15 protein-coding genes and 1 tRNA gene are annotated in these 13,494 nt (G+C 58.5%); 11 read left to right on the forward strand and 5 right to left on the reverse strand.

Translation table 11 applies throughout. The features are described 5' to 3' along the window. Nucleotides 1-89 precede the first annotated feature (89 nt). From HYP802_RS0106360 to HYP802_RS0106370, 3 genes are read left to right on the forward strand one after another with little or no spacing between them, the layout of a single operon-like run. Entirely contained in the window at nt 90-563 is a 474-nt protein-coding gene (locus HYP802_RS0106360; protein WP_013946303.1) for a DUF2948 family protein, read from the forward strand. Nucleotides 564-599: 36 nt separating this feature from the next. Continuing rightward, entirely contained in the window at nt 600-1,898 is a 1,299-nt protein-coding gene (gene hisD, locus HYP802_RS0106365; RefSeq protein WP_013946304.1) for a histidinol dehydrogenase, read from the forward strand. A 7-nt stretch (nt 1,899-1,905) separates the two neighbouring features. After that, nucleotides 1,906-2,403 (forward strand): UPF0262 family protein, encoded by a 498-nt coding sequence (locus HYP802_RS0106370; protein ID WP_013946305.1) that lies wholly within the window; start codon nt 1,906-1,908, stop codon nt 2,401-2,403. A gap of 10 nt (nt 2,404-2,413) precedes the next feature. Here the strand turns inward: HYP802_RS0106370 and HYP802_RS0106375 are convergent, their stop codons facing one another. Then, a complete protein-coding gene (locus tag HYP802_RS0106375; RefSeq protein ID WP_013946306.1) occupies nt 2,414-3,694 on the reverse strand; it encodes an adenylate/guanylate cyclase domain-containing protein in 1,281 nt (426 codons plus the stop codon). A 30-nt stretch (nt 3,695-3,724) separates the two neighbouring features. Further along, nucleotides 3,725-4,432: a Crp/Fnr family transcriptional regulator gene (locus HYP802_RS0106380; protein WP_024275376.1), complete on the reverse strand. Its 708-nt coding sequence runs from the start codon at nt 4,430-4,432 to the stop codon at nt 3,725-3,727. A 168-nt stretch (nt 4,433-4,600) separates the two neighbouring features. On the opposite strand from HYP802_RS0106380, the gene HYP802_RS0106385 reads away from it, so the two are divergent. From HYP802_RS0106385 to HYP802_RS0106400, 4 genes are all read left to right on the forward strand, one after another. Then, nucleotides 4,601-5,335, forward strand: coding sequence for a Maf family nucleotide pyrophosphatase (locus HYP802_RS0106385; protein ID WP_244420967.1), 735 nt, complete (start codon nt 4,601-4,603; stop codon nt 5,333-5,335). An 8-nt stretch (nt 5,336-5,343) separates the two neighbouring features. Continuing rightward, nucleotides 5,344-5,568: a DNA gyrase inhibitor YacG gene (gene yacG, locus HYP802_RS0106390; RefSeq protein WP_013946310.1), complete on the forward strand. Its 225-nt coding sequence runs from the start codon at nt 5,344-5,346 to the stop codon at nt 5,566-5,568. Nucleotides 5,569-5,657: 89 nt separating this feature from the next. Further along, nucleotides 5,658-5,733 (forward strand) — tRNA-Phe (locus HYP802_RS0106395). Nucleotides 5,734-6,029: 296 nt separating this feature from the next. Next, entirely contained in the window at nt 6,030-7,433 is a 1,404-nt protein-coding gene (locus HYP802_RS0106400; protein WP_013946311.1) for a molybdopterin-dependent oxidoreductase, read from the forward strand. Nucleotides 7,434-7,454: 21 nt separating this feature from the next. On the opposite strand, the gene HYP802_RS0106405 is transcribed toward HYP802_RS0106400, so the two are convergent. Beyond that, nucleotides 7,455-8,387 carry a hypothetical protein gene (locus HYP802_RS0106405; RefSeq protein WP_013946312.1) on the reverse strand — a complete coding sequence of 311 codons (933 nt, stop codon included), beginning with the start codon at nt 8,385-8,387 and terminating at the stop codon, nt 7,455-7,457. Nucleotides 8,388-8,743: 356 nt separating this feature from the next. Continuing rightward, nucleotides 8,744-9,025, reverse strand: coding sequence for a hypothetical protein (locus tag HYP802_RS0106410; RefSeq protein ID WP_013946313.1), 282 nt, complete (start codon nt 9,023-9,025; stop codon nt 8,744-8,746). A gap of 458 nt (nt 9,026-9,483) precedes the next feature. Between HYP802_RS0106410 and HYP802_RS0106415 the strand changes: the two genes are divergently transcribed. The 4 genes from HYP802_RS0106415 to HYP802_RS0106430 all read left to right on the forward strand — a co-directional run bounded on the left by HYP802_RS0106415 (nt 9,484) and on the right by HYP802_RS0106430 (nt 12,914). Beyond that, nucleotides 9,484-10,743: a cupin domain-containing protein gene (locus HYP802_RS0106415; RefSeq protein ID WP_024275379.1), complete on the forward strand. Its 1,260-nt coding sequence runs from the start codon at nt 9,484-9,486 to the stop codon at nt 10,741-10,743. 97 nt (nt 10,744-10,840) lie between these two features. Then, on the forward strand, nt 10,841-11,332 hold the full coding sequence (locus HYP802_RS0106420; RefSeq protein ID WP_155831167.1) for a hypothetical protein: 492 nt from the start codon (nt 10,841-10,843) through the stop codon (nt 11,330-11,332). A 203-nt stretch (nt 11,333-11,535) separates the two neighbouring features. Further along, a complete protein-coding gene (locus tag HYP802_RS0106425) occupies nt 11,536-12,081 on the forward strand; it encodes a tetratricopeptide repeat protein (protein ID WP_029670832.1) in 546 nt (181 codons plus the stop codon). 137 nt (nt 12,082-12,218) lie between these two features. Beyond that, nucleotides 12,219-12,914 carry a helix-turn-helix domain-containing protein gene (locus HYP802_RS0106430; protein WP_024275382.1) on the forward strand — a complete coding sequence of 232 codons (696 nt, stop codon included), beginning with the start codon at nt 12,219-12,221 and terminating at the stop codon, nt 12,912-12,914. A 4-nt stretch (nt 12,915-12,918) separates the two neighbouring features. Here the strand turns inward: HYP802_RS0106430 and HYP802_RS0106435 are convergent, their stop codons facing one another. Beyond that, a complete protein-coding gene (locus HYP802_RS0106435) occupies nt 12,919-13,449 on the reverse strand; it encodes a hypothetical protein (protein ID WP_013946318.1) in 531 nt (176 codons plus the stop codon). Between the last annotated feature and the right edge of the window lie 45 nt (nt 13,450-13,494).

Below are 13,494 nucleotides of genomic sequence, written 5' to 3' on the forward strand. Positions count from 1 at the left end.
CACCAGGAGACGTTGCAGCTTTCGGCGCGTCTTTGTATCACTCGGCTTTTCCCAGCCGCCCGCCTGCTTTGCGGAGACAATCGCGCCAGATGCCGGACCTTAAGCTCATCGCCTTCGATACCTTAGACCTCGGTATCATTTCCGCGCATTTGCAGGATGCAGTGCTGCGCGTCGGCGAGATGACATATTTGCCGAAGGAAAAGCGGTTTGCTGCGATCGTCAATCGTTTCGACTGGGCGAATGCGCTGGGCCATTCGCAGACCGCGCAGGGGCGCAGCGACGAGAATTTCGAGCGTCGCCGGGCTGGTATCCGGTTCGAGCGGGTGAATGCTGCGCAAGTCCAGGGCATTGACTTCAAGGACAAAAGAACAGCGCTCGCGCTGCTGGCCGTTACGTTCGAGCCGAAGGGCGGCGAAGGTTCTCCCGAAGGCGATGTCACGTTGACATTTTCGGGTGGCGCGGCCATTCGGCTGAGCGTCGAATGTATCGAGGTCGAACTGAAAGATCTCGGGGCGGCGTGGGGGACAAAACGCTCTCCTGAGCATCCCGAGGATGCAAGCTGATCTGCTTTTCGATCGCTTCCCAAGGACAGATTGCCGATGCCTGTGCGTCTCAACAACAACGATAACGGTTTCGAAGCACAGTTCGCTGAGCTTCTTGGCCTCAAGCGCGAAGTGTCGGTCGATGTCGATAACACAGTGCGCGAGATCATCGCGGATGTCCGCGAGCGTGGTGACGCGGCGCTCGTCGATCTGACGCAGAAGTTCGATCGTCTCGATCTCAGGAAGGCCGGCATTGCGGTGACGGCCGATGAAATCGAGGCGGCGTATGCGGCGTGTTCGAAAGAGACGCTCGATGCGCTGACGTTCGCATGCAATCGCATTGCCGAGCATCACAAGCGCCAATTGCCCACGGACGATCGCTATACGGACGCCGCGGGTGTCGAGCTTGGGCATCGCTGGACGGCGGTGGAATCCGTTGGGCTTTATGTGCCGGGCGGACTTGCGTCGTATCCGAGCTCAGTTCTGATGAATGCCGTGCCGGCAAAAGTTGCGGGCGTGCCGCGCATCGTCATGGTGGTGCCGTCGCCGAGCGGCGATCTCAATCCGCTCGTGCTAGCGGCGGCAAAAATTTCCGGCGTCTCGGAAATCTATCGCATCGGCGGCGCGCAGGCCGTGGCCGCGCTCGCTTACGGCACGGAGACGATCAAGCCGGTCGTAAAAATTGTCGGGCCTGGCAATGCCTATGTCGCAGCGGCGAAGCGGCAGGTGTTCGGCGTCGTTGGCATCGATTCCATCGCGGGACCGTCGGAAGTTCTGGTGATCGCCGACAAGAACAACAATCCGGAATGGATCGCCGCTGATCTTCTGGCGCAGGCCGAGCACGATACGGCGGCGCAGTCGATTTTGATGACGGACGATGCGGAGTTCGCAAACGCCGTCGAAAAGGCCGTGAAGCGCCAGCTCGAAACGCTGCCGCGCGGAAATATCGCGGGCGAAAGCTGGAACACGTACGGCGCGACGATCATTCTAGGATCGCTTGGCGAGGCTGTGCCGTTGGCCGATCGGATCGCTGCCGAACATCTGGAGATTGCAACCGCAGACGCCGAAGATCTCGCGAAACGAATTCGTAACGCGGGTGCTGTTTTCATCGGGAGTGTGACGCCGGAAGTGATCGGCGATTATGTTTCGGGATCGAACCATGTGTTGCCTACGGCGCGGAGCGCGCGGTTCTCATCCGGGCTTGGCGTTCTCGACTTCATGAAGCGGACGTCGATCCTGAAGCTCGATGCGGCGGCGCTGTCAAAACTTGGCCCTGCTGCGATGACGCTTGCTCGCTCGGAAGGGCTCGAAGGGCATCGGCGTTCCGTGGAAATCCGGCTCGAAAAAGCAGGTTAAAAACGAGATGGACCAAACCGTCGCTTCACCGGAAAAGAGCCGGGACCGGCTGATTGAGATCACGCTCGATGCAAAATCGCTCGGGCGGGCTAACTCGAATATCGAGCATGAACGCGAAGTCGCGATCTTCGATATCCTCGACGGGAACAGCTTTCGCGTCGAGGACATGAATGCTGGTCCCTACAAGCTGCATCTGTCGCTGACGGAGGAGCGCCTCGTTCTGGCAATTTCTCCAGCTGAAGGCGGTGATCCGGTTGAACTGGGTATGGCGCTGGCTCCGCTCAAGCGGATCGTGAAAGATTATTTCATGATCTGCGAGTCGTACTACGAAGCAGTGCGAACAGCGCCGCCGGCGCGTATTCAGGCCATCGACGTCAGCCGTCGCGCGCTGCACGACGAAGGCAGTGTGTTGCTCAAGGAAAAGCTGTTGCCGCGGATCGTCGTTGATGAAGATACGGCGCGGCGGCTATTCACACTCGTTTGCTCGCTGCACTGGAAGGGATGAGCGGGCACGATCATTTGCGGGCGAGCAGATACCAGGAGGTCTGCTGGCCGACGCCTTTGATCTCGATATCGGCGCGCGGTTCTAAAACGAACGTGCTTTGCAGCGCGCCCGCGCATGTCGGGCAGATGGCGATAAAGCCTGGTGTGCTCGATTGTTCCAGACGGCTCGCGAGATTGACCGGATCGCCCCACACGTCATAGCTGAATTTATTCTTGCCGATGATGCCTGCCATCATCGGGCCTGATGCCATGCCGACGCGAACGCTGATTGGAATATTTTCCTCAATGCTAATGCGTTTCACTGCCGTGACGATGTCAAGTGCGGTGGCCGCAAGCGCTTCGACATGGTCTTTGCGAGGGACGGGTACGCCAGAGGCGACCATGTAGGCATCGCCGATGGTCTTGATTTTTTCGACGCCGTGGTGATCCGCGATTTCGTCGAAGGCGATGACCAGGTGATTGAGAAGCGCGACCGTTTTTTCCGGGCCGAGGCCGCGCGCCATGCCGACGAAGCCGGTGATGTCGGCGAAAAGCACCGAGGCTTCGGAAAAGCCGTCAGCGATCGTTTCGCCTGGTGCTTCCTTGAGGCGCTCGACCACGCTGTCGGGCAAGACGTTGCGGAGGACCGTCTCGGTTTCGGCCTTGGCACGCTCGAACAGGCTGAAGGCATAATAAACGCAAGCGGCGATCAGTCCGAACGTCGTCACGGCGGCCTGGACGTAGAGCGAGTTGATGGTCTTCTCGTCTGCTCGAAACTTGGCGGCTTCCATGGGAAACGAGAACCAGACGAACAGGTGTAGGATCAGCGCCAGCCAAACGATGGCGATGATGATCCGGAAGCGCCGGGCTTCAAAAATGACGAACGGCGCGGCGGCGGCGATCACGTATTGCAGCGGTGCACCGCCCATCCGTCCGAAAAATGCGGTGAACCCGATGAGAGCGGAAAACTCGGCGACGACGAGCAGCAGTCCGCCAGCGATCTCGTTGTAGCGATGCATGAGCGGCACGAGAGCGACGATCAGCGCGACGCCTAAGTTGATATAGACGGCGGGCAGCATCTCTTTCACGCCAGAGGCCCAGAGCTGGGCTGCATAGATGCAGGTCGTGACGACAACGAGCGCCGAGAATACATTGACGATCTTGAGGCGACGCTGGATGTCCGGCGGATAGCCTTTGATGCCGATGTTGGATATCCGGCGAATAAAACTGCGGATGCCATCGAAAGCGGTTTTCATCCACCCAACTGCCAGCGTAGGCAGGGCACGCCGCTTTTGCCGATCAACGATCGTCATGTGCTTGGTCCGGCGATTGCGGCAAGACGACTAATCTCTGTCGTCGAGGCGGCCGATGCCGCTCAGTGCCGCGATGTTGCAAATGACCTGTTGGCCTCGACGCTCGATGGCGCCTTCCTGTTCGAGCATGCCCAACGCGGCGTTGACCTTCGGACGGCTGGCGCCGACGAGCAGGGCGAGCTCGCTTTGTGAAATGGGGAGGGCAAGCGAAACTTTCTCGGCTTTTCCGGCCGGGTCCTTCTGGCGAACAGATGCAAGGAAAAAGCGCGCAAGCCGGGCTTCGATCGGATGCAGGGCGATTGCTTCCAGTTGCTCATCGGCATCGCGCAGACGGCCGGCAAGAAAACGCACCGCGGCTTCGCCGACGGAGGGCTGTGTTCCGAGCAGCCGGACGAACGCGGCTTTCGACAGCATCAACGTTTCGACCTTGTTGACGGCGGTCGCGTCGGCGGAGCGGGGAAGGCCGTCGAAGACCGCCAACTCGCCGAAGATCGAAGGGGCCTCGACATGCGCAAAAGATAGTTCGCGGCCATCGGACGTCAGGACCGAAAGCCGGACGCGGCCCTTGGTGACGATATGAAGCTCTAAACCGGCCTGACCGCGCGAAAAGATGATCTGGCCGGGCTCATAGGCGGAATCACGAAGCTCTGCCGCGACAGCCTTTCGGCTCGATTCGTCGAGCGTGCCGAAAAGCGGCGTCCTGGCAAGTACGTCGGCGGGGTCTGGTTTCAGAGCCATTGCGGCCATCAAATCTGGGAAAGATCAGGCTATTCATGCCCTGTTTTGTTGCCGCCTGCAACGCGTGGGGCTGGGACTTGCAAAGGCTGGGACGACGGCCGCATTGTTCGCCTCGTGTGTGTCGCCTTTATTCTATCGCCTGTGGTCACGGTTATGATAACGACGCTCATGAGCAGTTTATTGCCCGTCTTTGCCCGGACCGGCGTGCCCGGACGAGAAACGCTGCGGCGCACGCTGTCGCGCGAGCGATCGGAGACGAACGCCGCTATCGAGCGGCCGCAGCTTGTGCTCGCCAGCGCCAGTCCCCGCCGGGTTACGCTTCTGGCTCAGGTCGGGGTGAACCCGGATGCACTGCGTCCCGCCTCTATCGACGAGACGCCGAAGCGCGGAGAAATGCCGCGTGCCCTGGTGTCCCGGCTGGCCCGCGCCAAGGCGGAAGTGGCACGCGCGCAAATCGCCAACGATCCGGAGCTTGCAGGCGCCTACATTTTAGCCGCCGATACAGTCGTTGCGATGGGTCGCAAGATTCTGATGAAGCCGGCGCACATCGAAGAGGCGATGGCGTCGCTACAACTTCTTTCGGGCCGGACACACAAGGTCCAGACCTGCATTTGCCTGATTACGCCGGACGATCGCGTACGGACGAAGATCGTCGATACGCGGGTGCGCTTCCGCTATCTCAATAAGGCGGAGCTTGAATCCTACATCGCCTCGCGTGAATGGCGCGGCAAAGCCGGCGGATACGCCATTCAGGGCTTGGCCGGTTGCTTCGTGCAGCGGCTGATTGGCTCTTATACGAACGTGGTTGGCCTGCCCTTGACGGAAGTCGTGGGGCTTCTCAATTCCGAGAAGTTCCCGATCCAGTACAACTGGCTGAAATACGCCGAAGTCGACCGCGATTGAGTTTCGTTATGTCCGCTGCCAAGTCCGGAGCGAAGCCGCTCAAGTGCCCGATCTGCGGCAAGGAGGCTGCCGAGGCCTATCGGCCGTTCTGCTCTAAGCGCTGTGCCGATATCGACCTCGCGCGGTGGTTTACGGGCGGTTATGCCATTGCCGGACGGGACGAAGACGAGGGCGACAACGCGACGCCGCCCGAGAACGGTAAGCGTTCGGGGGACGAAGACGAGGGGGTATAAAAAAGCCTTGCGAGAGGCGCTTGCATACCGCCAATCGCCCCCCTATAAGGACCGCCTACTTCGTTCGGGGCTCTGCGCCGCGGAGGCAGGCCCAGGTAGCTCAGTTGGTAGAGCATGCGACTGAAAATCGCAGTGTCGGCAGTTCAATTCTGCCCCTGGGCACCATTGCCCAACGCATTCTTTGAATTCCTCGCTAAAATTCGTTCAGCAGAACACGGCCTCAAGCCGGAAAATCTGGCGTCCTTGTACGTACGGGGCGGAATGCTCGCGACGGCCGCATAAAAGCATGGTCGTGCCTATCGTTGATCACTCATTGTAACGGCGGAGCAGAGGCTGTTAGGCTTCGCCTTCCCCGTGAAGTGCAGTGCGCCCCTCCACTACACTTTCGCGATCGGCCGCGTGTCGGCGTTCACAAATGAAATCCAGTACGTCCGGGTATTCGACCGGAGACGGAGAGATTTATGAACCACGACGTCATTTCTCGTCGCGAGCACGACGGTGATAGCTCGGCGATCGACCGCCGTCGTTTTTTTCTTGGCGCTACGGGGGTCACAGCGGCAGGGATGCTGGCTGCGAACAATGTGAGCGCGGCTGCTCAGGCAGTATCCGCGCCGGAGAAGCCGAGACTAAGTTTTCGGCATGGCGGCAGTGGGCCATCCCGTTATCATCCCTCGTTCGTGAAGGACGTCGGTCTGCTCACCGACCTCAACGCCACGAACCAAGGAGGGGCGTGGTGGAACTTCGATACGTACATTACGCCAGTCGAAGAATTCTACATTCGCAACGAATATCCGACCCCGCGTGCGGAGATCGATCAGCGCGTCGATCCGCGATTCTGGCGTCTCAAAATCCATGGCGACGCGATCGAGCGGCCGCTTGAACTCACATACGATGACATCCTCAGGATGCCGTCGCGGTCGATCGTCAGCGTCATGCAGTGTGCTGGGAATGGCCGGTCGCTGTTTTGGGAACAGCAGGACATGCTGTCGTCGCCAACCAAGGTATCAGGAAACGGCTGGGGGCTTGGCGGCGTAGGACAGGCAGAATGGCAGTACGTACCGATGAGCGAGATTCTCGGCCGCGTCGGCCTGAAGGCCAATGCCAAGAGCGTGCTTTTCTGGTCGGGAGTCGATGGCAAGGCGCCGAACATTCAATCCGATACCGGCAGACCGCTTCCAATCAGTGAACTGATCGAGCGCGGCGAGGACATCGGCCTGGCCTTCAAGATGAACGGCATGCCGTTGCCACCGGATCACGGCGCACCAGTCCGGGCTCTCGTGCCGGGCTGGTGTGGCGGCGCATCGACGAAATGGCTAACCGAAATCAAAATTGCGTCGCACGATTTCTGGGTGCGGTTGAACACAATTGGCCACTCCATGGTTGGGCCAGACTATCCGCCGCCGAAACCGTCCAGCGAAGACGAGTTTAGATTTGTCACGCCGAAGAACGTCATCGGTGTTCCGGTGACATGGCATACATCGCGGTCCATGCTTGCAATACCGTTGGTGCTCGCCAAGCAACCGCAGATGCCATCCAACTATCCCCTCGATCGCGGCAAACTTCCGGTCATGCCGTCGGGTCCGCAAACATTACGAGGATATGCTTGGGCGCCGCACTGGGGCGTGAAACGCGTCGATGTGCGCGTCAACGGCGGCCAATGGGAGCCAGCGCGCATCATCGATCATCAGCCTAACCGCTATACTTGGGTGAGGTTCGAAGTCCCGTTGTCGCCTCTACCGGGGACATATCTCATCGAAACGTGCGTGGTCGATGGGCGGGGCGATCGCCAACCTGCGCGGGTGCCCTATAATGCGGGCGGCTATGATTTTTCCGCCATTCCCAAATTCTTCGTTCGATTTTCCTGAGATTTTCGGATGCAGAGAGGTTCACTGCGATTGGCGTGCAGCTATTTCCGTGAGCGAAGCTCTGCTCAGACCAGGACGTGAGACTTCCGGGTTTGCTGCTCTTCTGTTGTTGTCCTGCACAGCGCGCATATACGCCCACAGATAGGGCTCGTAATTCCTTGCGAAGGATGCTCCGACCCGAGGATTGAGTTCGAAAATCATCGGCGTCTCATCTTTGAGCTTAAAGTTAAAGCATGCGCATCCGGTGTAAGAGAGGTCTGCGAAAATGCTGGCAAGCTCCGATGGTATGTACCCGCCTAAGTCTTCAACGCAGAACGGATGGTTTTGCGCCGACTTTGTGTAAGTATCACTGTTGAACAGATATTTGTATGTTTTCACGTAAACCAGACGGCCGGCGACGCAGATCGCGTGCGTAGCATATTCCTCGGCACCTGGAACGTACTCTTGAAAATAGAAGTCGGGATCGTGGATCCTATCCGTCTCTGACCTCTTCGTGATGATGCGGGTATGGATTCCATATTCATCGACGCGCCGCTTTTGAATGAAGGGCAATTCCAATTCGCTCGGTGAGCCTACGCGTGGAATGCAGTTCGCATATCCACACTCCATCATCAGCGCGTTGAAGACGATCTTATCGTCTATTGCTTTTGCGATGTGCTCTTCTGGAAAGATGCATTTGTGCCGAACCTGCGGGCAATCTCGCAGTATGGCGTAGTCTTCCATTGAGAATGGCAATATGAAATCGAATTCCGATTCCAGCACAGTATCTCGATTGAATTCTTTTTCCAGGAATGTGATTTTCGGCCGTGTTCCGATCGGCTCGGGCGCCGCGACAGTGCGGGGACGTTTCCAAAAGTGTTTTTTCTTTTTTTGGGGCGGTGCTGTCAGGCAAGCATGCTTAGTCGTGAGAATTTCTCGCCAATCGCGTCGGCCGCCCAGCAATATTGTCGGCATCGCTCACTCCGAAAAATATAACGATCCGTATACGCTGGCATATGTCTTATGGGCTAGTCTATCTGTGCAGAGATAAATGTTTGTGTTGGGATCTTTGTCTCGTTCAATAGGGAAAACACGCACAGCCGTTGCGGGATTTTCTCTCTGATCTGGGCAGATTATGCATCTGCAGTGCGATTGACTCATGAACTGATGACGCTGTGCTCGGTAATGGCGCTCTCGGCCATCGCACATGCTGCCCGCAATACAGGCTAACTGACAGGCGTTTTTCAACGTTGCATTAAACAAAAAAGAAAAACCCGCCGGGAGGAGCGGCGGGTTTTTTAGGACAAGCGAGGGTCTGCTATCGTTAGTGGTTAGTGAGGGATCTGCTCGTACTGAAGGCGGACGAGCGAGTCATCGTGACCGCGCGAGGCCGAGGCATCAACATCCGGCTGAGCCGAGTTGCCGTACTGCTGCAGCTGCTGCTGGACGATCGATGCGTCTGAACCGTTTTCTGCACCCGAGTAGCTCGGGACGCCGCGATCGCTGATCTGCTGGTTCACGATTTCCGGAAGCGATTCGGCGTTTGCGGGGACACCGTAAAGAGCGAACGCACCGGCAACGACTGCGAGGGAAAGAATCTTGTGCATTGACATAGCCATTACTCCCAAAGAGCTTTGATTTATTTTCCGCTGCTTTCGGGTCTCATTGGCTCGTGAGCAGCTGACCGATAATTTGGTCCGCTCACGTTTCTTTCGCTATCGCACAAAGGTTCGTAAAACGGCGACGTTGGGATGAGTGCAGGAGACAATCGTTTCTGAACGCTATACGTAGGTATATTGCGCCAACCGCGGCGCGTGCGGATTATCCATGCGATGCGGCCTGAATGGGCGCTGATGCCTTCAATTTCAGATTTCCAATTTTAGAATTCGGCAGCCGACTATCATCGATCCGGTTTCTTGGTCTGATCGCCGTTCGTGCTAATCCGCAACCGCCCCGGCGAATATGAAAGAATGTTGCCTTTTGCCCCACTACCTTCGTCGCACTTCGGATCGGCGGCGTGGTCAATGGTCTCCGCTGATGGTTGCCTTGCATCTCGATTGGAGCGTGTCTCATGAACGAAATCTCCCGCAGAAATATTCTCGCGATCGCGGCGGCGACCGGCACGTTGGCATCTTCAGCGGCAGCGCGTGCAGCGACGTTTGGAAATCCCGATCAGCCGGCTGAAGGCGCAATCAACGCCAATCCTGGTGGGCTGTCGGATCCGGGTCCTAAGAACCCGATCATCAATAGTCAGTTTCCGTCTTTCGAAAGTCCGCCGCCAACGGATGTCGGCGGCATGCCGCTCTTCTGGGGATCGTTCAACAATGCGCAGAAGCGCATCCAGAATGGTGGATGGGCTCGGCAGTTAACGCAGGCCGACTTCGCTATTTCCGAGGCGGTGTCGGGTGTGAATATGCGGCTTGGGCCGGGCGGTGTTCGCGAGATGCACTGGCACTTGGCAGCCGAGTGGGCGATCATGACGAACGGCCGCTGCCGCGTGACCGTTCTTGACCCGGAGGGTCATGCCTACGTTGATGACGTTGGACCGGGCGATCTTTGGTATTTTCCGGCGGGCTTCCCGCACTCGCTTCAGGGCCTTGGTCCTGACGGGGCAGAGTTCGTGCTGGTTTTCGACGAAGGCCGGCAATCGGAATACAGCACGTTGCTGGTCACCGATTGGCTTGCGCATACGCCACCCGATGTCTTGGCTGCAAATTTTGGCGTGCCGAAAGACGTCTTCAAGAATATTCCGCTGCAGGATCTCTGGATATTCCAGGGCAAGGAGCCGGGGCCGCTCGCTGCCGATCAAGCGGCTGTCGCGTCGGGCGGGACGCCGCCCAATCCGTTTACCTTTAAGCTCGGATCGTCGAAGCCGGTCAAAGCCAATCCTTCGGGTGAACTGCGCATGGCCGACAGCTCGATCTTCAAAGCCTCAAAGACGATCGCTGCGGCGATGGAGGTTTTGAAGCCGGGCGCCGTGCGTGAAATGCACTGGCATCCGAACGCAGACGAGTGGCAGTACTGGATGGAAGGCGAGGGCCGCATGACTGTGTTCGATGCCGGACCGCATGCTGTCACGGCTGACTTCAGGCCGGGGGACGTCGGCTACGTCAAGAAGAGCCAAGGGCATGTGATTCAGAACGTCGGCAAGACCGACCTCAAGTTCGTGGCTGTCTTCAAAGTCCCCGACTATCAGGAGATCAGCCTATCCGATTGGCTGACCCATACGCCGCCGTCTCTTGTGGCGCAGCACCTCAACATCGATGTTGCAGACATCGCGAAATTCCCAAGCGACGCGCCGGGAATCGTACCGGGCAAGGTGCCGGGGTAGTTCCCGGCATCGGCGCCGAACCATCACAATAAATCATTGGACTATGGCCGCCCCGGCGTACAAGACCGCGGCGGCCATGGTTTCTTCCGGTTTAAACATGTCTCGAATCTTTGCAGCGCTCATCGCGGGCGCCATCGCGATTACGCTAAATTCGCTGCTGCTGCGCGCTGCCGATCTCATTTCGCTGGCGACGGCGCATGGTGGATTGCTCCGGCTGCTACAGATAACGACCGGCATTCACTTGCCCGCGACGGCTGCATTCCGATGGGAATTTCACGCGGCCGTCGGCGTGGCGATGGCTATCGTTTATGCGTTCGTTCTGGAGCCCTACCTTCCAGGTTCTTCCGTTATGAAGGGGCTTCTCTATGCCCTTGCCGTATGGGTGCTCAACGCCGCGGTGGTGTTGCCGCTCACGGGTGAAGGGTTCGCTGGGTCGCGGCATCTGACGGTTGCGGGCATGGCTTGGTTTGCCGCGGCGCATACCGCATTTTTCGTCTGCCTTGCGCTGTTCTATGCGCGCTTTTTCGGCAAAGCGCGTGCCCGCGGCGCGAGCGGGCGGCAGGGGAGACTTATGGTCGATGGCGGCTAAAGTCGGCGTTTTTAACGTGACACAAATCAAACGTGCATAAATTCGTTCTGTTATGGAATTTTTATCCGCGCCGCGTGATGCTGGGTCTTGAGACTGTGCTGGCGCGCGACATATTTCGAGAGGCCGCATAGTTCAGCGCCAAATGTTTCGGACCCTGTCCTGCAAGGAACAGTCGGTCCAGTGAGTAGCAAGGCCGTGTACCCGTGAGACGTGTCGTCTATCCAATATTGGCAATTGTAGCGGTCATTCCGGCCGCCGGGCGAGCTGACGCTATTGCGGATTGTAACGACAGTGCCAATCTGGCCCGGCAAATTCGCGGTTGCACGAAAGTGATCGGGCGCACGATGCTCGGCGATCCGCTGTCCACGGCTTACATGAACCGCGGCATTGCCTACGCCCAGCAGCATCAGCTGAAGAAGGCTATCGCGGATTTTACGTCATCGATCGACGCCAACGGGGCCAACAATTTCGCGTATTACAATCGCGGGAACGTTTATCTTGATCTGGGCAAGCCTGATCGGGCGATTCCCGATTATTCGCGGGCGATCGAGTTGGCGCCCGACATGTCTCCTGCATTTCTGAATCGAGGGCTCGCCAACGAGATGATCGGCGACCGGACAGCCAGCATATCCGACTTCCGTGCGGCCTTGGCGCTGGAGCCGACGCTTTATGCAGCGGCGGAAGGCTTAAAACGTCTGGGCGCCGATGCAAATGCTCCTTCGCAGGCGGGCGCCCAGCCAGGCGAATAGCTAACGCATTGCTATCGCGTAACTTTCTCGCTGTTACAAACAATTACAAACCGTTACTCCAGCCGCATATGTGGCGAACGAACGGTCGCTAGAACTCCTGACATACCGCAGACAGTCGGCATTGCAGGAGGTTGGACATGCTGGGCGCTTCTCAGGTCATCGGAGCTAATTCCCACGGGGCACACATTGCGGCCTCGGCTGCCAGTTCTTCAAGCGACAGTTCTGCAGATCGTTTTGAGCGTGGGACGATCCGGCGTATCGAAGCCAAAGAGCATGTTTTCTGCGATGGCGATCCGCGGACCCATGTTTTCCGCATCGAAGAAGGCGTGATTGCGCTCTCCAAGCTGCTCGGTGATGGCCGGCGGCAGATCATCGAATTTGCCTATCCCGGCGATTACATCGGGCTCGGGACGCTGCGCGAGCACATTTTCGATGCTCAGGCGACGTGCCCGGCGAAAGTGCGGTGCCTCTCGGCGGCCGCCCTGGAACAGGAAGCTGCCCGCGATGCTGGGTTGGCACTGAGGCTCTATAAGGCCGTCTCCGCCGAGCTCGCTGCTGCTCGCAGCCTGCTCGTGTCGGTCGGGCAGCAGAGCGCGATGGAGCGGTTGGCGGGTTTCCTTCTCAGCCTTTCCGCCCGGGCCCCTGATGGCGAAGAGAACGTCGTCAAGCTGCCGATGCGCCGTTCCGACATTGCGGATCTCTTGGGTCTCACGATCGAGACGGTCAGCCGGACGATCACGAAGCTGCGCACGATGCACGTCATCGACGTCGTCCGCGGTACGGAAGTTCACATCCTGGACAGCGACCGTTTAGCCGAACTTGCCGGTCAGTGAGGCGTCAGGTTTCCCGAGACTCCGTCGGCGGCGCGCTCAAGGCGGCGGAGTCGTCCAGCTTGGCCAGTGTTTCTGCGGCCTTGCTGCGGGGCGATTTGAGGCTGTGAATGAGGGACCCCAGCAGCGGTAGCAAGACTGAGCTGATCAATACCTCGCTGGCAGGATAGATATAGGCACTAGGCCCTATGGCCGGGCTTCCGACATTTTTCTCAAGGGCCGAGACACTGGATCTCCGCATTTCCTGGGCGACGGCATATTCGCGTCCAGGGCGTTGAAGCATCGCGATGATCGCGACGAGGCTTGCCAGAAGGCAGCCGATGACGCCAACCAATGCCGCGGCGCCGATGCGGCCGAGGCTCTCTTCCAGCAGCCAATAGAGCGCTAAGCCCATAATCGCGAGCCCCAGGACGGCAAGAATGCCGGCGAGGCCATAGAGAACGCCCTTCCTCAACGCATATCGGATGTAGCTGTCCGCAACGACGGCGTCAGCCGTCGCCAGTTTATCGAGGTCGCGGGCAAGACTTGGCAGATCCACGAGATGTCCGTGCAGATATGAGGGCTATGTTGTGCCCCTGGATAT

The sequence above is a fragment of the Hyphomicrobium sp. 802 genome (genome assembly GCF_000526135.1).
Taxonomy (GTDB): domain Bacteria; phylum Pseudomonadota; class Alphaproteobacteria; order Rhizobiales; family Hyphomicrobiaceae; genus Hyphomicrobium_B.